The organism is Kitasatospora sp. NPDC058048, from assembly GCF_042885555.1.
In the GTDB taxonomy this organism is placed as follows: domain Bacteria; phylum Actinomycetota; class Actinomycetes; order Streptomycetales; family Streptomycetaceae; genus Kitasatospora; species Kitasatospora lactacystinica.
The window spans coordinates 1-19,241 of the sequence record NZ_JBHVRT010000027.1; the positions used below are offsets into that span (position 1 = coordinate 1).

Annotated in this window: 12 protein-coding genes and 2 pseudogenes; 9 read left to right on the top strand and 5 right to left on the bottom strand. The window is 75.0% G+C overall.

The features are described 5' to 3' along the window. The first annotated feature begins 76 nt into the window (after positions 1 to 76). From ACFVVA_RS26100 to ACFVVA_RS26115, 4 genes are all read left to right on the top strand, one after another. Entirely contained in the window at positions 77 to 1,909 is a 1,833-nt protein-coding gene (locus tag ACFVVA_RS26100; protein ID WP_387693161.1) for a GMC oxidoreductase, read from the top strand. A gap of 264 nt (positions 1,910 to 2,173) precedes the next feature. Continuing rightward, the gene (locus ACFVVA_RS26105; RefSeq protein ID WP_387693163.1) at positions 2,174 to 3,898 is read left to right on the top strand and encodes a hypothetical protein; all 1,725 of its coding nucleotides are present in this window, start codon (positions 2,174 to 2,176) and stop codon (positions 3,896 to 3,898) included. 1,005 nt (positions 3,899 to 4,903) lie between these two features. Then, complete coding sequence (gene guaA, locus ACFVVA_RS26110; RefSeq protein ID WP_380548910.1) at positions 4,904 to 6,499, top strand: glutamine-hydrolyzing GMP synthase; 1,596 nt, start codon at positions 4,904 to 4,906, stop codon at positions 6,497 to 6,499. A 213-nt stretch (positions 6,500 to 6,712) separates the two neighbouring features. Then, positions 6,713 to 7,762 (top strand): Rieske 2Fe-2S domain-containing protein, encoded by a 1,050-nt coding sequence (locus ACFVVA_RS26115; RefSeq protein ID WP_387693166.1) that lies wholly within the window; start codon positions 6,713 to 6,715, stop codon positions 7,760 to 7,762. 54 nt (positions 7,763 to 7,816) lie between these two features. On the opposite strand, the gene ACFVVA_RS26120 is transcribed toward ACFVVA_RS26115, so the two are convergent. After that, positions 7,817 to 8,026 carry a hypothetical protein gene (locus tag ACFVVA_RS26120; RefSeq protein WP_359911252.1) on the bottom strand — a complete coding sequence of 70 codons (210 nt, stop codon included), beginning with the start codon at positions 8,024 to 8,026 and terminating at the stop codon, positions 7,817 to 7,819. Further along, complete coding sequence (locus ACFVVA_RS26125) at positions 8,023 to 9,543, bottom strand: PspC domain-containing protein (protein ID WP_387693168.1); 1,521 nt, start codon at positions 9,541 to 9,543, stop codon at positions 8,023 to 8,025. Before ACFVVA_RS26125 ends, ACFVVA_RS26120 begins: the two co-directional genes overlap by 4 nt. Before the next feature lie 263 nt (positions 9,544 to 9,806). Between ACFVVA_RS26125 and ACFVVA_RS26130 the strand changes: the two genes are divergently transcribed. The 4 genes and pseudogenes from ACFVVA_RS26130 to pcrA all read left to right on the top strand — a co-directional run bounded on the left by ACFVVA_RS26130 (position 9,807) and on the right by pcrA (position 14,645). After that, a complete protein-coding gene (locus ACFVVA_RS26130) occupies positions 9,807 to 11,141 on the top strand; it encodes a PspC domain-containing protein (protein ID WP_387693306.1) in 1,335 nt (444 codons plus the stop codon). Beyond that, positions 11,134 to 11,377, top strand: a pseudogene (locus ACFVVA_RS26135) (response regulator transcription factor); the annotation flags it as partial. The gene ACFVVA_RS26130 and the pseudogene ACFVVA_RS26135, both read left to right, overlap by 8 nt. A gap of 71 nt (positions 11,378 to 11,448) precedes the next feature. Next, positions 11,449 to 11,862, top strand: a pseudogene (locus tag ACFVVA_RS26140) (LuxR C-terminal-related transcriptional regulator); the annotation flags it as partial. Between the two features lie 170 nt (positions 11,863 to 12,032). Further along, a complete protein-coding gene (gene pcrA, locus ACFVVA_RS26145) occupies positions 12,033 to 14,645 on the top strand; it encodes a DNA helicase PcrA (protein ID WP_387693170.1) in 2,613 nt (870 codons plus the stop codon). Positions 14,646 to 14,651: 6 nt separating this feature from the next. Here the strand turns inward: pcrA and ACFVVA_RS26150 are convergent, their stop codons facing one another. Then, positions 14,652 to 15,452 (bottom strand): M23 family metallopeptidase, encoded by an 801-nt coding sequence (locus ACFVVA_RS26150; protein WP_387693171.1) that lies wholly within the window; start codon positions 15,450 to 15,452, stop codon positions 14,652 to 14,654. Positions 15,453 to 15,774: 322 nt separating this feature from the next. Between ACFVVA_RS26150 and ACFVVA_RS26155 the strand changes: the two genes are divergently transcribed. Beyond that, positions 15,775 to 16,179, top strand: coding sequence for a cobalamin B12-binding domain-containing protein (locus tag ACFVVA_RS26155; RefSeq protein WP_224285525.1), 405 nt, complete (start codon positions 15,775 to 15,777; stop codon positions 16,177 to 16,179). Positions 16,180 to 16,256: 77 nt separating this feature from the next. On the opposite strand, the gene ACFVVA_RS26160 is transcribed toward ACFVVA_RS26155, so the two are convergent. Both ACFVVA_RS26160 and ACFVVA_RS26165 read right to left on the bottom strand, forming a co-directional pair. Beyond that, a complete protein-coding gene (locus tag ACFVVA_RS26160) occupies positions 16,257 to 17,837 on the bottom strand; it encodes a DUF5691 domain-containing protein (protein WP_387693172.1) in 1,581 nt (526 codons plus the stop codon). A 68-nt stretch (positions 17,838 to 17,905) separates the two neighbouring features. Beyond that, complete coding sequence (locus ACFVVA_RS26165; RefSeq protein WP_387693174.1) at positions 17,906 to 19,207, bottom strand: SWIM zinc finger family protein; 1,302 nt, start codon at positions 19,205 to 19,207, stop codon at positions 17,906 to 17,908. Positions 19,208 to 19,241 lie beyond the last annotated feature (34 nt).

The following is a 19,241-nucleotide window of genomic DNA, read 5'->3' on the forward strand; positions in this document are numbered from 1 at the left end:
GGGCCGGGCCCCGCGGTGCGCGCGGCCCGGCCCGCCGCCCCACAGACAGGTTCACCCGGCGAAGGAGCGGTGGCAGATGGTGCAGTCCGGCGGTGCGGCGGAGTTCGACTACGACGTGGTGGTGGTCGGGTCCGGCTTCGGCGGTTCGGTCGCGGCGCTGCGGCTGACCGAGAAGGGCTACCGGGTCGCCGTCCTGGAGGCCGGGCGGCGCTTCGACCGGGACGAACTGCCCAGGAACTCCTGGGACCTGCCGAACTACCTGTGGGCGCCGCGGCTCGGGCTGTACGGCATCCAGCGCATCCACCTGCTGGCCAATGTGCTGATCCTGGCCGGCGCCGGGGTCGGCGGCGGCTCGCTGAACTACGCCAACACCCTGTACGTGCCGCCGAAGGCTTTCTTCGAGGACCGGCAGTGGCGCCACATCACCGACTGGCAGCAGGAGTTGGCGCCGTTCTACGACCAGGCGCAGCGGATGCTCGGGGTCCGGCTCAACCCGACCCTCACCCCGTCCGACGTCCACCTCAAGGCGGCCGCCGAGCGGATGGGCGTCGGCGACACCTTCCACATGGCGCCGGTCGGGGTCTTCTTCGGCGACGGCGAGGACGCCGGGGGCACCTCCCGGACGGAGTCCGGGGGAGGCGCGGCCGAGGCGGCCCCGGGGGGCGAGGTGGCCGACCCGTACTTCGGCGGCGCCGGCCCGGCCCGCAAGGCCTGCGTGGAGTGCGGCGAGTGCATGACCGGCTGCCGGCGCGGCGCCAAGAACATGCTCACCGAGAACTACCTGTACCTGGCCGAGAAGGGCGGCGCGGAGATCCACCCGCTCACCACGGTGGCCCGGATCCGGGAGATCGGCGGGGCCGACGGGGGCCGGGGCTTCGCCGTGGACGTGCGCCGCACCGACGCGCGCTCGAAGACCGACCGGGTGAAGGCGGGTGCGCGGACCATCACCGCGGCCCGGGTGGTCGTCGCGGCCGGCACCTACGGCACCCAGTCGCTGCTGCACCGGATGCGGGACGGCGGCCACCTGCCCCGGATCTCGGAGCGGCTGGGCGAGCTGACCCGGACCAACTCCGAGGCCCTGGTGGGGGCGCAGACCACCGACCGGCGCTACGGCGCCAAGGCGGACTTCACCAAGGGCGTGGCGATCACCTCCTCGATCCACCCGGACGCCAACACCCACATCGAGCCGGTCCGCTACGGCAAGGGCTCCAACGCGATGGGCGCACTGTCCATCGCCCAGGTCAGGGGCGGCGGAACGCTCCCGCGCTGGCTGCGCTACCTGGGCAACTCGGTGCTCCACCCGGTGACCTTCGCCCGCTCGATGAACCAGCGCGGCTGGTCCGAGAAGACGATCATCGGCCTGGTGATGCAGTCGCTCGACAACTCGATCACCGTCTCGCTGAGGAAGGGCCCGCTCGGCAAGGCCCGGCTCACCTCCGCCCAGGGCCACGGCGAGCCCAACCCGACCTGGATCCCGGCGGCCGAGCGCGGCGCCCAGGCGCTGGCCGACGAGATCAACGGCTTCCCCGGCAGCACCGTCGGCGAGATCTTCGACATCCCGATGACGGCGCACTTCCTGGGCGGCTGCCCGATCGGCGACGCCCCCGGGACCGGCGTGGTGGACCCGTACCACCGGCTGTACGGCTACCCGGGGATCAGCGTGGTGGACGGTTCGGCCGTCTCCGCCAACCTGGGCGTCAACCCCTCGCTCACCATCACGGCCCAGGCCGAGCGCGCCCTGTCGATGTGGCCGAACAAGGGCGAGGCGGACCCGCGCCCCGCCCAGGGCGAGGAGTACCGGCGGGTCGCGGCGGTGGCGCCGGTGCGGCCGGCCGTGCCCGAGGGCGCGTTCGGCGCGCTGCGGCTGCCGCTGCTGCCCGTCCCGGAGGTCCCGAAGAAGCGCGGCTGAAGCCGGTCCGGCGGGCCAATCCGCCTGCGCCGGTTCCCGGTTGACAGCCGTTCGGGTCCGATGGGATAAACGGGCTCCCTGGGGCGGCCAGGAACTCGTCGAGCGGGGGGAGCGCGGGCCATGGCCAACTGCGCATCGTGCGGGGCGACTTCGGAGGAGGGGGCGCCCGCCTGCGGGTCGTGCGGCCGGCCGTTCGCGCCCCCGGCCCCGCCGACCGCCCCGCCGGCCGCCGTCCCGCCGCCACCGCCGGGTGCGGCCGCGCCCGTGCCGCCGCCCGTGCCGCCGCCCGGGTACGGGCCGCAGCCGGAGTACGGTCCGCAGCCGGGGTACGGGCCCGCGGCCGCGGCCCCGCCCGCCCTGGGCAGCTGGGGCGCCGGGCAGTCGTACGACAGGCAGCCCGCCCTCCAGCGTCTGCTGACGGCCGCGGACTGGCGCCCGGCGGCCAGGGCGGCCGTCGCGCCGACCCTCGTCCTGCTGGCCGTGGCGCTGGTCGCGGCGGTCCCGAGCGACTACCAGTACCAGTACCGGTTCGAGGCGCCCGGCTTCGGCGAGCGCTTCGGCGCGATGCTGTCGATGACCCTGAACGCGCTCGGCGCGCCGTTCCGGCTCGCCTACCAGAGCTCGGTGGGCCGGGGCCCGGACGGCTGGACCGAGACCGTCCGGGTGCTGCCGATGACCGTCACGGTCCTGTGGTGCCTGGCGCTCTGGCTCGGCCTGCGGGCCGGGCTGCGCCGGCGCAAGGCGGCCGAGGGCCAGCTGACCCGGGGCCAGGCCGCCGCCGAGGCGATGCGCACCGCGGCGGTCCTCGCGGCGGTGAGCCTGGCGCTCGGCCTGGTCGGTGGTACGGACTGGAGCCCGGACGGCCGCGGCGTGAAGTCCGACTACTTCGACTCCCGGGGCAAGCCGGAGCTGCTGGTCACCGCGGACTCCGGCTGGCTGGAGGCGGTCGCCTGGACCGTGGTGCCGGCCGCCCTGCTGACCTTCCTGGTGTACGGCACCGACGCGCTGCGCTGGGCGGCCTGGCGCAGCCGCTCGGTGCGCGGCTGGGCGGTGGCCGCGCTGACCGCCGGCCAGGCGCTCGCGGTCTCGGTGGGGCTGTCCTCGGTGGCGGCCTTCCTGCTGGTGTCGCTGAACAGCGAGGACGGGGCGTTGACCGGGGTCTCGCTGGCCTTCCTGCCCAACCTCGGCCTCGGCCTGCTCGGCTTCGGCTCGGGGGCGGGCTTCCGGACGCACACCGGTCTGTCCGGTGACGGCGGCGGCTCGTGGCGCGACCGCAGCAACGACACCGAGTTCTCCTTCTTCGACCTGCGGGACCTGGGCGCCGACTGGCGCTGGGCCGGCCTGGCCGCGCTCGTCGCGGCGGGCGTGCTCGGCTGGGCGGCGTACCGGCGGCGCCTGGACGCGACCGACCGGCTGCGCCTGGCGGCCCTGCACGCCGGGGCGCTCACCCTGCTGATGGCGCTCTCCGGGGCGCGGCTGGTGGAGACCACGTCCATGACGGGCTGGACCGAGACCGCCCGGATGGAGTTCTCGCAGGAGTCCTCGGCCGGGCTGGTGTTCCTGGGCACGCTGGTGGCCAACGCGGTCTGGGCGCTGGTCGGCGCCCTGCTGGTGCCGCCGCTGCTGGTGGCCGTCCGCGACCGGGGCGCGGGCGCGCCGAACGGCGCGGTGCCGTACGCCGAGTCCCCGTTCGCCCGTGCCCAGGGTGCCGCGCCGCACCCGGCGACGGTGCCGCCGCAGGTGCCGTACGCGACGCCGCCGCACGGCGTTCCGGCGCAGCAGGGCGGTCCGGTGCCGGGGTACGGCGTTCCGGCGCGGGCCGTCGTGCCGCAGGACGCGCCGTTCGACTCCGGGGCCGGGGTGAGCGAGGTGCTCGGCTCGCACGAGGAGCCGCCCGCCCCGGCCGGCAGGGCGCCGGTGCCCGGCGCGGTGCCGCCGCCCCCGGCCGAGGAGCCGGTCGACCCGAGCGTCTGGCGCAAGCACCCCTGACCCGGGCGGCCGTCGGGGTGCCGGAGGCCGGAGGCCGGGAGGACGGGGAAAGGGCAAAGGGCCCCGCGGGGGAACGGGGCCCTTTGTCGTTCAGCACTCGGCGTCAGGGCCGCGCCGGTGCTGGGGTGACGGCGCCGGGGGAGGAGCGCCGTCGTGTCGGTCGGCTTCGGGGTGCGCCGCGCGGCTCCGGCGTGGGTGGCCGGCCGTGCGGGGCGCGCACCTCCGTGCGCGGCGGGTCGGCACGCAGGTCTGCGCCGGTCCCACGCTCACGGAGCGTGAACTGACAATCGCTGCCACCGCCCTGCGGCGCGGCTGCGGAGAACGCCGTCGCGGGCCTCCTCGGTGGGCCGTGAGGCGCCGGGAGAACCGCTTACAACGAGCATCGTGCTGGACGAGGGGCTCGCTCTGCAACCGGTTCGGCACAGTTCGGCACAGAGCATTTCCCGACGGGGCCGCCGTCGATGATCACGGTGCGTAGTGGTTCGGATGGTTGTGGCGCACGGGGACGCGCGTAGCGGCACGAGTGGGACGGGGGAGTGCGCCCGGGCGCGCACCGGAACGGACCGGGGGTGCGACGGCCGGTCCCGGGCGTCCCCGGACTCCGGCCGTCCCACCTCTCGGCCCAGTCGCGGCCGGGGTCGCTGTCCCCTGCTCGCCGGCCGCGGCACCCGCGCACGGTCCCACGGAGCCGCGCGCCCGGCGGGCCGGGCGGCGGCACCACGTGCGCCGGTGGACTGGGGTGGAGCTCCACGCGTGGTCCTGCTGCCGTACGGTGCCCCCGCGGGGGCGGGCGGCGCGTCTGGCGGACGCGGCGCGGCCGTACGTTCGTCAGAAGCAACGAACCGCGGCCCCGCCCGGTCACGGTTCATTGGACGGGCAGACGAGTGAAACCGGACAGCCCGGTAGAATCGGTGTCCAGACACCCCACACCGTCCGCCGCAGCCGCAGTCCCGCCGGGGAGGCGGCCACGCGTGACACCTCGATACCGCTGCCGGAAGGCCGTCTGTGTCCTCTGCAATTCCCGTCCAGTCCGCGCCGGACAACGACCCCGTCCTGGTGGTCGACTTCGGCGCCCAGTACGCCCAGCTCATCGCCCGTCGGGTGCGTGAGGCGCGGGTCTACAGCGAGATCGTGCCGAGCAGCATGCCGGTCGCCGAGATGCTCGCCAAGAACCCCAAGGCGATCATCCTCTCCGGTGGCCCCTCGTCGGTCTACGAAGACGGCGCGCCGCAGATCGACCGCGCGATCTTCGAGGCCGGTGTCCCGGTCTTCGGCATGTGCTACGGCTTCCAGCTGATGGCCAAGAGCCTCGGCGGCACCGTCGACAACAACGGCGCCCGCGAGTACGGCCGCACTCCGCTGACCGTCTCCCGCACCGGCTCCACCCTGTTCGAGGGCGTCCCGGCGCAGCACTCGGTGTGGATGTCGCACGGCGACGCCTGCTCCGCCGCCCCGGAGGGCTTCGCCGTCACCGCCTCCACCGACCTGGTCCCGGTCGCGGCCTTCGAGAACGACGAGGCCCGGCTCTACGGCGTCCAGTACCACCCCGAGGTGCTGCACTCCGACCACGGCCAGCAGGTCCTGGAGCACTTCCTCTACCGCGGCGCCGGCATCGCCCCGACCTGGACCACCGGCAGCGTGGTCGACGAGCAGATCGCCCTGATCCGCGAGCAGGTCGGCGACAAGCGCGCGATCTGCGGCCTGTCCGGCGGCGTGGACTCCGCGGTAGCGGCCGCCTTGGTCAACAAGGCCATCGGCGACCGGCTGACCTGCGTCTACGTCGACCACGGCCTGATGCGCAAGGGCGAGACCGAGCAGGTCGAGAAGGACTTCGTGGCCGCCACCGGCGTCCAGCTGAAGGTCGTCGACGCCGCCGAGCGCTTCCTGAACGCGCTGAAGGGGGTCACCGACCCCGAGGAGAAGCGCAAGATCATCGGCCGGGAGTTCATCCGGGTCTTCGAGCAGGCCCAGGCCGAGATCGTCGCCGAGGCCGGCGAGCAGGGCGAGTCGGTCGACTTCCTGGTCCAGGGCACCCTGTACCCGGACGTGGTGGAGTCCGGTGGCGGTACCGGCACCGCGAACATCAAGTCCCACCACAACGTCGGCGGCCTGCCCGAGGACCTCCAGTTCCAGCTGGTGGAGCCGCTGCGCAAGCTGTTCAAGGACGAGGTCCGGATGGTCGGCCAGGAGCTGGGCCTGCCGGAGGAGATCGTCCAGCGCCAGCCGTTCCCGGGCCCGGGCCTGGGCATCCGGATCGTCGGCGAGGTCACCAAGGAGCGTCTGGACCTGCTCCGCGACGCCGACGCGATCGCCCGCGAGGAGCTGACCGCGGCCGGTCTGGACCGCGAGATCTGGCAGTGCCCGGTCGTGCTGCTCGCCGACGTCCGCAGCGTGGGCGTGCAGGGCGACGGCCGCACCTACGGCCACCCGATCGTGCTGCGCCCGGTCTCGTCCGAGGACGCCATGACCGCCGACTGGTCGCGCCTGCCGTACGACGTGCTGGCGAAGATCTCCACCCGGATCACCAACGAGGTCCGCGACGTGAACCGCGTCGTCGTCGACGTCACCAGCAAGCCGCCGGGCACCATCGAGTGGGAGTGATCACTCCCGCCGGCCGCCGGGACGCCACTTCGTCCTGAGGCCGATGCCTGAACGGTCGCGCCGTCGTTCCCGTACTTGAGGGAGCGACGGCGCGACCGTTTGCGGTGCGGGCGTCGCTCTCCGGGAGGACCTCCCACCGAAAGCGGCCGGGAGCGGGCAGAATGCGGACCGGACCTGTCAGGGACTGGCAGGCGGCGAGGGAAGGTGTGAGGGATGTCGGAGGCCAGCAACTCGGTGCCGGCCGGTGGCGGCGCGGCCGGCCGGGCCGCCAGGGCGGCGCAACTGCGGGCGCTCGCGTCCAAGTACGCGCTGCTGCCGCTGCGGCTCTTCCTCGGCGTCACCTTCGTCTACGCCGCGCTCGACAAGCTCTCCGACGCCCACTTCCTGGCCGGGGCGGGCGACCCGGCGTCCTTCGTCTCGCAGACCCAGGCCGCCAAGGCGGGCGGCAGCCCGATCTCCTTCCTGCTCGGCCCCGCCCTCGACCACCCGACCCTGTTCGCGCTCGCCGTCGCCTTCGGCGAGCTGGCGGTGGGCCTGGGCACCCTGCTCGGCCTCTGGGGCCGGGCCGCCGCGCTCGGCGGCGCGCTGCTCAACCTCAGCCTGTGGCTGACCGTCAGCTGGAGCGTCTCGCCGTACTACCTCGGCAACGACCTGGCCTACCTGATGGCCTGGACGCCGCTGCTGCTGGCCGGCACGCCGTACCTGTCGGTGGACGGCTACCTGGCCCGCCGGGCCGGACGGGACCGCGCGCGCGGGCTGGGCGAGGACCACGTCAAGCGCCGGGCCCTGGTGGACGGCGGGATCGCGGCCGTCGCGATCGGCGGGGCCGGGCTGCTCACCGGCTCGCTGACCCGGACCTTCGGCCGGGACAGGTCGGCCGCGCCCGAGCCGTCGGCGGCCCCGGTCTCCGCCGCCGCGTCCGGCGCGGCCCCGGCCTCCGCCGCCCCGGCGACGGCGCCCACGGTGCCCGCCGCGAGCGTGCCGGTCGGCGGCTCGGCCCAGGTCAAGGACCCGGCCACCGGGGACGCCGTGTACATCGTCCAGCCCAAGGCCGGCCAGTACTGCGCCTTCTCCGCGGTGTGCACCCACTCCGGCTGCGCCGTGGACGCGCCGAAGAACGGCCAGCTGTACTGCCCCTGCCACGGCTCCCGGTTCGACGCCGCGACCGGTGCGGTGGTCAACGGGCCGGCGGTCAAGCCGCTGCCCAAGTACGCCGTCAGCAAGGACGGGGACCGGCTGGCCCTGGGCCCGCAGCAGAGCTGAGGGCCCGGAGCCGGTCAGGGGCGGCGCGGGACGTCCGGGGGCCCGCCCGGCCGCTCACTCCTCGCGGTCGGGCCGGCCGCGCCGGGCCACCGCCGCGACCGCGCCGGCCAGGCCGCCGACACCGAGCACGATGAAGGTGACCGGGATGACGATCCGCCCGTTCACCGACTGGTCGTTGAGCGCCGCGACCAGGTAGAGCACCGCGAGTACGGTGAACAGCGCGCCCGCGATCAGCGAGAACAGGTCGAGCCGGTGCTTCCTCACTGCTGGACCACCTTGATGTTGCCGAGCCCGATTCCGAGTTCGAGATTGAGGGTCCCCTTGGCCGGCTGCCCGTTGGCAGGGCCGATCAGGTAGGTGTGCCGCCCGGTGCCGTCGCTCCGCTCGCCCGGGACGGTGACGTTGCCCAGGCCGATCCGGGTCACCAGGTTCACCGTGATGTCGTCCGGCACGGTGACCGTCATGTCGCCGGTTCCGAGGTCGACCTTGGTGGCGAGGGTGGCCCCCGCCGGGTCGAGCGCGGAGAGGTCGAGCCTGATCTGCCCGGCGCCCAGGTTGTACCGGTCGTGCAGGTCGGTCGCCGAGGCGACGGTCCAGGTCCGATCGCCGACGGCGTTGCGCATGGAGTCCGGCGAGTGGCCGACGAAGGCCAGTGCCAGGGTGAGCAGCAGGCCGGTCACCGCCAGCCGGCGGGCCCGGCCGAACTTCGCGCCGACCAGCAGCGTCAGGCCCACCACCAGCAGCGCGGTGGCCAGCACCGTCGCACCCAGCACGGTGGGGTCGTGGTGGTCGGCGGAGGCGGCCCAGACCGAGGCGCCCGCGCCGATCGCCAGCAGGAAGCCGAAGAAGCCGAGCGCCGAGCGCTCCCGGGGGCGCCGTACGGCGGCGGGCGCGGGGCGCCGCGCGGGGTGCTCCTTGCGCAGCGGGTCGCCCTGCGGCAGGTCGGCGCGCTGCCACCAGGGCCGGGCCGGGCCACCGGCCGGCGGCACCGGGGTGCCGAACGGCGGGGTCGGGGTGCCGAACGGCGGCGTCGGGGTGGCCGAGGAGCCGCCCCCGTACGGATTGCGCTCGGGGTGGCGGGGGTCCCACAGGTAGCCGCCGGCGCCGGGGGCCGGGCTGTCGGCGGGGCCCTTTCCGGCCCGGGCGGACTCGTCCTGCTCCGGCCGCGGCCAGCGGTAGGCCCCGGCGCTCCCGGCGTTCCCGGCGTTCCCGGCGCTCCCGGCGCTCCCGGCGCCCGCCGTGCCGCCGGTGACCCCGGTGCCCTCGGACCCGTCGGACCCCGGGACGTGGCGGTCGTACGGCCCGCCGCCGCGGCGGTCGCGCCCCCGGCCGCGGCCCCGGCGGCGCTCCGGGTCGTAGCGCACCGCCAGGAAGACCAGGGCGGCGAGCAGCAGCAGCGGGAACATCTGGTCCCCGTCGCCCATCGAGGAGAAGAACACCCCGGTGCCGATCACGGTCAGCAGCACCGCGCCGACCGACTGGCCGTCCACCCGCCCGGTGAGCACCCGCTGGAGCTCGGTGCGCCCGCCGCGGCCCTTGGACTCGTCGTCGGTCGGGACGATCAGCCAGGCCAGGCCGTACAGGAACAGCCCGAGGCCGCCGGAGAGGCAGAGCACCACCGTGACGATCCGGAAGACCACCGGGTCGATGTCCAGGTGCCGGCCGAGGCCGCCGCAGACGCCGGCCACCACGCGGTGGTGCTCGGCCCGGGTCAGTGGCGGGCGGTCCGGTTCCGGCGGGGCGGCGGGCCCGGCCTCCTCGATGCGGGGGTCCTCGGTCATGGGCACCATCCTTCCGGCAGCGGCGGGCCCGGCCCAACCGGGTCGATCCCTGTCCGTACCCTGACTTGTCCCTGATACGCGATGGGGACACACCCTGATGCGCCCGTGGGCGCGCGCGTGGAACCATCGGTGCCGTGGCAGCCCCCGGTACCGATCCCCGACCCACCGCCCCCGACGCCGCGTCGTCGGCCGGCGCCGACCCGAGCGCGCCCGACGACGGGAGGCCGCCCTACCGGCGGCTCTACCGCAGCCCGCAGGGACGGATGCTCGGCGGCGTCGCGCACGGCCTGGCGGTGCACCTCGGGCTGCCGGTGCGGTGGGTGCGGATCGCCTTCGTCGTGCTGTTCTTCGCGCAGGGGATCGGTGCCCTGCTGTACGCCGCGTTCTGGTTCGTGGTGCCGATCGGCATCGGCGAGCCCTCGCAGCGCGGCGGCGCCCAGTGGGTGTACGTCAACGGGGTGTTCGTCCCGGCCTCGCCCGGGCTGCAGGGCGGCCTGCTGAGCAAGGGCGGCCAGGCCGGCGGCTGGGTGGCCCGGATGCGCCGGCTGCTCCAGCACACCCTGCAGGGCGAGCCGGTGGGCGCCCCCGCGGAGGGGGAGGAGGCGGCGCCGGCCGGCAAGGCCGGGCAGGGCGGCCTGGGCCAGCTCGCCGCCCTGGTGATGACGGTGATCGGCCTGATCGCCCTGCTCAACGTGCTCGGCCTGCAGACCGCCAAGCCGTACACCTGGCCGCTGCTGGCGATCGGCGTCGGCGTGGCGCTGGTCTGGCGGCAGGCCGACGACTCGCGCTGGCAGCGCTGGTTCGGCATCGAGGAGGGCGAGAAGCGGCGCGGCGCCTACACCCGGGTCGGCGCCGGCGTGCTGCTCGCGGTGGCCGGCACCATCGCGCTGCTCGCCATGCAGGGCAGCGGTTCCACGCTCGGCTCGGTGGTCGAGGCCTCGCTCGCGGTGCTGGCCGGCGTGCTGGTGCTGCTGGGCCCGTACGGACTGCGGCTCTGGCAGGACCTCGGGGCCGAGCGCACGGCCCGCATCCGCGCCCAGGAGCGGGCCGAGATCGCCGCGCACATCCACGACTCCGTGCTGCACACCCTGACCCTGATCCAGCGCCGGGCCGAGGACCCCAAGGAGGTGCTGCGGCTGGCCCGCTCGCAGGAGCGCGAGCTGCGGCTGTGGCTGTACCGCCCGGAGGCCGCCGCCGAGGCCGCGCCGGACACCATGGCGGAGAGCCTGCGGGCCGCCGTCGCCGAGGTCGAGGACCGGCACGGCGTCCCGGTGGAGCTGGTGATCGTCGGCGACTGCCCGATGGACGAGAGGATCGCGGCACAGATGCAGGCCGCGAGGGAGGCGACCGTCAACGCGGCCAAGTACGGTGGCGGGGGACCGGTCCAGGTCTACGCCGAGGTGGAGGGGAGGACGGTGTCGGTGTTCGTCCGCGACCACGGCCCCGGCTTCGACCCCGACACGGTGCCCGAGGACCGGATGGGCGTACGGGAGTCGATCATCGGCCGGATGAAGCGCAACGGCGGCACCGCTCGGGTGCGGCCGGCGGCGGGCGGCGGCACCGAGGTCGAGTTGGAGATGGAGAGAGCGGATGACTGAGGCAGCTCCGGAGCGTACTGCGCGGGTCGTGCTGGTGGACGACCACCGGATGTTCCGGACGGGGGTCAGGGCCGAGATCGGCCGCACCGAGGTGACCGGCATCGACGTGGTCGGCGAGGCCGACGACGTGGACTCGGCGGTCCGCGTGGTCGCCGAGACCAGGCCGGACGTGGTGCTGCTCGACGTCCACCTGCCGGGCGGGGGCGGCGTCGAGGTGCTGCGCCGCTCGGCCGGGGTGATGGGCGAGGGGTCGGGCGGCGCCGCGCGCGGCGCCTCGGACAAGAACGGCGGCGAGCGACGGGAGGGCGTGAAGTTCCTGGCGCTGTCGGTGTCGGACGCCGCCGACGACGTCATCGGCGTCATCCGCGGCGGCGCGCGCGGCTACGTCACCAAGACCATCACCGGCACCGACCTGGTGAACGCGATCTTCCGGATCGCCGACGGCGACGCGGTGTTCTCGCCCCGGCTGGCCGGCTTCGTGCTGGACGCCTTCGCCGCCACCGACACCCCGCCGGTGGACGAGGACCTGGACCGGCTCACCCAGCGCGAGCGGGAGGTCCTGCGGCTGATCGCCCGCGGCTACGCCTACAAGGAGATCGCCAAGCAGCTCTTCATCTCGGTGAAGACGGTCGAGAGCCACGTCTCCGCGGTGCTGCGCAAGCTCCAGCTGAGCAACCGCCACGAGCTGACCCGCTGGGCCACCGCCCGCCGTCTGGTCTGAGGCTCCGAGGCTCCGAGGCTTTGAGGGGCCCGAGGCTCTGAGGGGCCGGGGCGCCCGGCGCCCTCGAAGGCCGGTGCGGGCCCGTCCGACCGGCCCGCACCGGCCCGAACCGGCCCCGGTCGCCCGGGGCGGGCGGGCTTGTCGGTGGGTGGCCATAGACTCGATGTGCCATGAGTAGCCTCTTTGACGACCTTCCGCTCCCCGGTTTCGAGGCACCCGCCGCCGGGTCGAAGCAGCCCGCCGCTCCCCTCGACGAGGAGCCCCCGCCGTACGACGACGACGTTCCGTACGACGCGTACGAGGAGGCCATCCCGGACGGGCTGTTCCGGACCGACCACTCCGCCGAGGCGGAGCGGGACGCCTGGTACCGCAACGGCGCCGCGCGGACGGTGGTGGACCCGGCGCAGCTGCTGGAGGGGATGAACGACCCGCAGCGCGAGGCGGTGCTGCACGCGGGCTCGCCGCTGCTGATCGTGGCCGGCGCCGGCTCGGGCAAGACCCGGGTGCTGACCCACCGGATCGCCCACCTGCTGGGCGCCCGCGGGGTGCAGCCGGGGGAGATCCTGGCGATCACCTTCACCAACAAGGCGGCCGGCGAGATGCGCGAGCGCGTCGAGGCGCTGGTCGGCCCGCGCGCCCGGGCGATGTGGGTCTCCACCTTCCACAGCGCCTGCGTGCGCATCCTGCGCCGCGAGTCCAAGCAGCTGGGCTTCACCTCCAGCTTCTCGATCTACGACTCGGCGGACTCGCAGCGGCTGATGTCGCTGGTCTGCCGGGACCTCGACCTGGACCCGAAGCAGTTCCCGCCGAAGTCCTTCACGGCGAAGGTCAGCAACCTCAAGAACGAGCTGATCGACGAGGAGACCTTCGCCGACCGGGCCGCCAACCCGATGGAGAAGAAGCTCGCCGAGGCGTACGCGCTCTACCAGCGGCGGCTGCGCGAGGCCAACGCGCTGGACTTCGACGACATCATCATGACGACGGTGAACCTGCTGCAGGCCTTCCCCGACGTCGCCGAGCACTACCGGCGCCGGTTCCGGCACATCCTGGTCGACGAGTACCAGGACACCAACCACGCCCAGTACATGCTGGTCAGGGAGCTGAGCGGGGGCTCCGTCGCGGCCGCGCCCAGGCGCACCGCGGACGGCGACCTCGTGAACCCGGCGGCCGGGCGGCTCGCCGAGGTGCCGCCGGCCGAGCTGTGCGTGGTCGGTGACGCGGACCAGTCGATCTACGCCTTCCGCGGCGCGACCATCCGCAACATCCTCCAGTTCGAGGAGGACTACCCGAACGCGACCACGATCCTGCTGGAGCAGAACTACCGCTCCACCCAGACCATCCTGAGCGCCGCCAACGCCGTCATCGAGCGCAACGCCAACCGCCGCGAGAAGAAGCTGTGGACGGCCGGCGATCACGGCGAGAAGGTCATCGGCTACGTCGCGGACGACGAGCACGGCGAGGCCCAGTTCATCGCCGACGAGATCGACCGGCTCACCGACAAGGGCGAGGCCAAGCCCGGCGACGTCGCGATCTTCTACCGGACCAACGCCCAGTCCCGCGTGTTCGAGGAGGTGTTCATCCGGGTCGGCCTGCCGTACAAGGTGGTCGGCGGGGTGCGCTTCTACGAGCGCAAGGAGGTCCGGGACGTCCTGGCGTACCTGCGGGTGCTCTCCAACCCGGAGGACACCGTGCCGCTGCGCCGGATCCTCAACGTGCCCAAGCGCGGCATCGGCGAGCGGGCCGAGGCGATGATCGACGCGCTGGCCGCGCGGGAGCGGATCTCCTTCGCCCGGGCGCTGGTCCGGGTCGACGAGGCCTACGGGATGGCCGCGCGCTCGGCCAACGCCGTCAAGAAATTCAACACCCTGATGGCCGGGCTGCGCCAGGTCGTCGAGTCGGGCGCGGGCCCGGCGGCGGTGCTGGAGGCCGTGCTGGAGGAGACCGGCTACCTGGCCGAGCTCCAGGCGTCGACCGACCCGCAGGACGAGACCCGGGTGGAGAACCTCCAGGAGCTCGCCTCCGTCGCCCTGGAGTACGAGCAGGACCCGGGCGAGCGGCCGGACGGCGACGCCGAGGGCACGCCGCCGGTCGGCTCGCTGGCCGACTTCCTGGAGCGGGTCGCGCTGGTCGCCGACTCCGACCAGATCCCGGACGACGACGAGAACGGGCAGGGCGTCATCACGATGATGACCCTGCACACCGCCAAGGGCCTGGAGTTCCCGGTGGTCTTCCTGACCGGCATGGAGGACGGGATCTTCCCGCACATGCGGGCGCTCAACCAGGTCAAGGAGCTGGAGGAGGAGCGCCGGCTCGCGTACGTCGGGCTCACCCGGGCCCGCGAGCGGCTGTACCTGACCCGCTCGGTGCTGCGCAGCGCCTGGGGGCAGCCGGCCTACAACCCGGCCTCGCGGTTCCTGGAGGAGATCCCGGAGACGCTGGTGGAGTGGAAGCGCACCGGGGCGGCGCAGGCGCCGGTCCAGCGCGGCTTCTCCTCCGGCTCGTCCTGGGGCAGGTCCTCGTCCGGGGGCGGCGGTTCGCGGTCCTCGTCGACGGCGGCCGCGCCGAAGGCGGGCTGGGGGCAGTCGGCCCGGCGCGGCGGCCGGACGGTGGAGCGCGAGGCCGTCTCGCTCGCGGTCGGCGACCGGGTCACCCACGACAGCTTCGGGCTGGGCACGGTGATGGCCGTCACGGGCGCCGGCGACCGAGCGCAGGCCACCGTCGACTTCGGTGCCGAGGGCCGCAAGCAGCTGCTGCTGCGCTACGCGCCCGTCGAGAAGCTGTAGGGCGGCTCAGCGCGGGTCCAGCCCGTTCGCGAGGAACCAGGGCAGCGGGTCGATCGGTCCGCTGCCCTGCGGCCGGATCTCGAAGTGCAGGTGCGGGCCGGTGCTGTTGCCGCTGGTGCCGACGAAGGCGATCACGTCGCCCTGCTTCACCGGGCCCTTGCGCACCTTGTACGCCCGCAGGTGGCAGTACCAGGCCTCGGTGCCGTCGGGCATCTTGATGATCGTCATGTAGCCGTAGAACGGGTTCCACTGGGTGCGCAGGGTGCCGTCGGTCACGGCGTAGACCTCGGAGCCGCCGTCCACCGGGAAGTCGATGCCGGTGTGCCGGTTGGCCCAGTGGGTGCCGGCCTCGCCGAACTGTTCGCCGAGACCGTGCCGGGCGACCGGCATGACCACCTTGGGCCGGACCGGCTCGGGCGCCGGCTCGGCGGTGGGCTGCGCGGTGGGGGCCTCGGTGGGCTGGGCGCCGGCCAGCGGCAGGCGGGCGTCGCCGCGCGAGGCCTGGGTCGGTGCGCCGGCCGCGACCGCCTGGGCCGCCGCCTGGGCGGCGGTGGTGTCCGGGGCGTTGTCGGCCGCGCTCCGCGGCACCTGTCCGGCGGCCTGGGCGCGCTGCTGGTCGGCCTCCCCCTGCACCGTGATCGCCGCCGCCGCGGCCACCCCGAGCGCGGCCACCGACGGCAGCGCGACCCGCAGCAGCGCCGTCCGGGTGGCCGCCCTGGCGGCGCCGCGGCGCTGGGCACGGGACTGCTCGCGGGCGGCGAGGCGCAGCTCCGCGCGGGTCGGACGGGCGGCTGCATCGGGAGCCATCGGGGGCTGCCTCCTCGGTGGGCCTCGGACGTCGTCGGGCGGGGGAAGACAGCCGTGACTGTAGCTCCCTGGCCGACGCCCCGGAAAAACCTCCGGATGTCAAGGGGGCGGCCGGGGGGTCTGTGCGGAGGTTGCGGGGAGGTGGGGTAGGCCCGCCGCTGGCAAGGGCCGGAGCTGTGACTTTGCCCTCCTCTTGGGAGGTGGCACGGTCAACCGTGCCGGGTGGCGCTAACCTCCCCTCAGGTTGGTTATTGACCGTTAACCGCGACGGCGGCCCACGAGGCCCGGTCGGATGGTGGACGACGACGTCCAGGAGGCAGTCATGAGTGTGTCGGGGCCGATCCGTGTGGTGGTCGCCAAGCCCGGGCTCGACGGTCACGACCGTGGTGCCAAGGTCATCGCGCGCGCCCTGCGCGACGCCGGTATGGAGGTCATCTACACCGGACTGCACCAGACGCCCGAGCAGGTCGTCGACACCGCGATCCAGGAGGACGCGGACGGCATCGGGCTGTCCATCCTCTCCGGCGCCCACATGACGCTGTGCGCGCGGGTCCTGGAGCTGCTGAAGGAGCGCGACGCGGAGGACATCAAGGTCTTCTGCGGCGGGATCATCCCGGACGAGGACATTGCCGAGCTCAAGGCGATGGGTGTCGCGGACATCTTCACCCCGGGCACGCCGACCCGCGACGTGGTCGCCTGGGTCGAGTCGAACCTGCGGGCCGGCTGAACCACCGCGCGTCGAGCGGGCCGCCCCTCCCCGGGGCCGGCCCGCTCCGCCGTTCCGGGGCCCGGCGGCCCCCCGGCTCAGCCCGCCAGCTCCGCGAGCATCGCCGCCCGGAAGCGCAGGGTGCCGGCCAGCCGGGTGAAGGTCTCGGACCACGCGGAGTCCGGGGCGGCCCCGGCGGCCAGCTCCTCCACCGCGGCGGCCGTCTCCGGGGCGAGCGCGCGCTCCGTCATCCCGAGCACCCCGCTGTGGCTCCACGGGTACGCCCCGGAGGCCGCCGCCCGGGCCAGGGCGGCCACCACGGCCGTGGACAGCGGCGGCGTCCACGGAGTGGCGCAGGCGCCGAGCAGCTGGAAGGCCTCGCCCAGCCCGTGCGCCGTGATGAACGCCGCCGTCCAGACGGCCCGCTCCTCCGGCGGGAGGACGGCCAGCAGCTTGGCCGGGGCGCCGGTGGCGCGCGCCGCGCGGGCCCGCGCACCGCGCCCGGACGGGGCCGGGCCGAGCAGCGCCCGCGCCCAGTCGGCGTCCTGCTGGCGGACGGCGGCCCGCGCCCAGGCCTCCCGCAGGTCGTCGGCCCAGCTGCTGCTGGTCTCGTCGATGCTGTCGCCGACCCGCAGGGCGAGCAACTGCTCGGGCGTCAGCCCGGTGCTCTCCGGCCAGAGCGACAGCGGCGCGGCGGCCACCACCTCGCCGAACCACCAGGCCCGTTCGCCGCGCCCGGTGGGCGACTTGGGCGCGATCCCGTCGCGCTGCATCTGCGCGTCGCACTCGGCGGGTGGGGTGACCAGCAGATGCGTGCCGGTGCCGGCGAGCCGGACGGCGGCCCGCGCCCGCTCGGCCATCCGGCGGGCCAGGGCCGAGCCGGGGAGGGTGGAGAGCAGTTCGGCGGCGGTGGCCCGGACGTTCTTGCTGCGGTCGCCGAGGGCGGCCTCCAGGAACGGTTCGTCCGCGGGGGAGAGGCCGTCCTGGAGGGCGTCCAGGAAGAGCAGGCGGTCCTCGGCGCGCTCGGTGGACCAGGTGCCGCGCAGCAGTTCCAGGCCGGCCGCCGGATCGCGCCGGCGCAGCAGCGTGAGGTGGGTGACCCGCTCGGCGAACAGGCCCTCGTGCCAGAGCCGGTCGTCCGTCGGCTGCTGCGGCAGGTCGGGGGCGGTGGTGCGCAGCACGAACCGCCAGTCGGGGTTCTGCTCGGCCAGCCAGCGGCCCGGCGGACCGGCCAGGGCCACGGTGTCGGGGCGCAGTTCGCTGCGGGCGCGGGCGGCGTCGAGCAGGCCGGGTATCAGCGCGGCGGGCGGGCGCAGGCCCCGGGCCCGGGCGGTGGCGAGCCACTGCGGCAGCAGCTCGGCCAGGTTGGCCAGGGTGCCGCCGCCGCTGCCGGCCCGCCCCGAGAGCAGGACGGCCAGCCGGCGGGCGGCCGGCTCGGGCAGCTCCGGGCGGGTGTCCTCGGCCGAGGGCGGGCCGGGCGGCCCGGCGGCCGGTACGGGCAGTGCTCCGGCCCGGCGGCGGACGGCGGCCAGCGCGGCCAGCTCCAGCAGGGCGGTGGCCGGATCGCTCCGGTCCACGGCGTCGGCGAGCGGCAGGGCGGTGGCCGGGAGCGGGCGGCGGTCGGTGCCGAGCAGGGCGCTGGTGTGCAGGGTCTCCCACGGGTCCTGGGTGATCGTCATGCCGGGTTCTCCTGGGCAGTGTCTGGGGTGTGTCCGGGGCACGCTCCGGGGCGTGGCTGGGGCACGCCCTAAGCGTTGGTGAGGCCGACCGGGCGTCGGCCGGCGGCCCAGGCCGTGACCGGGGCGAAGCCCTGGTGGCCGTACTCGCCGAAGACCGTCAGCGGGCGGCCGGTGGAGACGGCGGCCAGCCGCCACAGGGCCGTCTCCGGGACGGTCGAGGCACGGACCGGCACGGTGTGGTGGCCGTCCGTCAGGAACCAGCCGTCCGGGGTGCGGACCGGGACGACGTCGCCGAGCACGGTCGGCCGGCTCTCCAGCCACGGGTCGTCGGCGACGGCGGTGCCGTAGCCGGCCACCGCCTCGGCGACGGTGAGCCCGGCGGGCGGTTCGGCGGGGCCCGGCTCGGGGGCGCCGTAGCGCTCGCCGAGGGTGGCGCGCAACGGGTGGGCGCCCGGGTGGTAGGCGAGGTCGGCCTCCACCAGGTGGCCGGTGGGCAGGGCGAGGGCGGGGGCCTGGCCGGTGCGGCCGAAGGAGAGCAGCAGCGCCGGGCGGCCGGTCTTGGCGCCGCGCAGCCAGATCCGGCGGGTGATGAGCCGCTCGTCCGAGGTGTCGCGGCTGCCGAGCACCAGCCAGCGGTCGCGGACGGTCGGGCCGGCCAGCACCTCGTTGCTCTCCACGGTGTAGCCGACCCGGGTGCGGACGGTGGCGGCCAGCTCGGCGGGCAGTTCGTCCAGCCGGGTGGCGGCGGTGGCGAGCAGGTGCAGCATCGCGTACTCCTCCAGCAGCCGCTCCTGCGGCAGCGCGTCCAGTTCGCGGACCCGGGCGGCCAGGCCGGGGGCCTGTGCGTCGACCATCCGGGCGGCGACCTCCTCCCAGGGCCCGGCGGTGGACCGGTCGGCGAGGCCGTGCCGGATCCGGTCGGCCAGTCGCAGCCGCAGCTCGGCCGCGCCGGCCGCGACCCGGGCGCCGCGCCGCTCGGCCCGGCGCCGGGCGCCCTCCGGATCGACGACCTGCTCCTTCACGCGCTTCTCGGCGCGCTCCTGGCGGGACGTGAGCCACTCGGCCACCCAGTCGGCGGGCTCCCCGGCCGGGATGGCCTGCGGGGTTCCGCTCCACAGCAGGAGGAGCCCGAGCGCGTGCTTGCACGGGAACTTCCGGCTGGGGCAGCTGCACTGGTAGGCGGGCGTGGCGAGTTCGATCGCGGTGCGGTACGGCGTGCGGCCGCTGCCCTTGCACTCGCCCCACAGCGCGGTGCCGTCGGTGCCGGTGCCGGACCACGGCGCGGGCGCGGACAGCTTGCCCGCGGCCTTCTGCGAGGCCGCGTCAGGTGCCAGGGACAGGACGTGTTCGGTGCTCCAGCGTTCCTCCATGCGACCGACCGTAGGCGGCGGCACTGACATCGGC

Bases quoted from the DNA above. Each gene is read 5' to 3' on its own strand.
- pcrA (WP_387693170.1), top strand. From the start codon at position 12,033: ATGAGTAGCCTCTTTGACGACCTTCCGCTCCCCGGTTTCGAGGCACCC.
- ACFVVA_RS26100 (WP_387693161.1), top strand. From the start codon at position 77: ATGGTGCAGTCCGGCGGTGCGGCGGAGTTCGACTACGACGTGGTGGTG.
- ACFVVA_RS26125 (WP_387693168.1), bottom strand. From the start codon at position 9,543: ATGACCGAGGACCCCCGCATCGAGGAGGCCGGGCCCGCCGCCCCGCCG.
- ACFVVA_RS26150 (WP_387693171.1), bottom strand. From the start codon at position 15,452: ATGGCTCCCGATGCAGCCGCCCGTCCGACCCGCGCGGAGCTGCGCCTC.
- ACFVVA_RS26165 (WP_387693174.1), bottom strand. From the start codon at position 19,207: ATGGAGGAACGCTGGAGCACCGAACACGTCCTGTCCCTGGCACCTGAC.
- ACFVVA_RS26155 (WP_224285525.1), top strand. From the start codon at position 15,775: ATGAGTGTGTCGGGGCCGATCCGTGTGGTGGTCGCCAAGCCCGGGCTC.
- ACFVVA_RS26130 (WP_387693306.1), top strand. From the start codon at position 9,807: ATGCTCGGCGGCGTCGCGCACGGCCTGGCGGTGCACCTCGGGCTGCCG.
- ACFVVA_RS26160 (WP_387693172.1), bottom strand. From the start codon at position 17,837: ATGACGATCACCCAGGACCCGTGGGAGACCCTGCACACCAGCGCCCTG.
- ACFVVA_RS26115 (WP_387693166.1), top strand. From the start codon at position 6,713: ATGTCGGAGGCCAGCAACTCGGTGCCGGCCGGTGGCGGCGCGGCCGGC.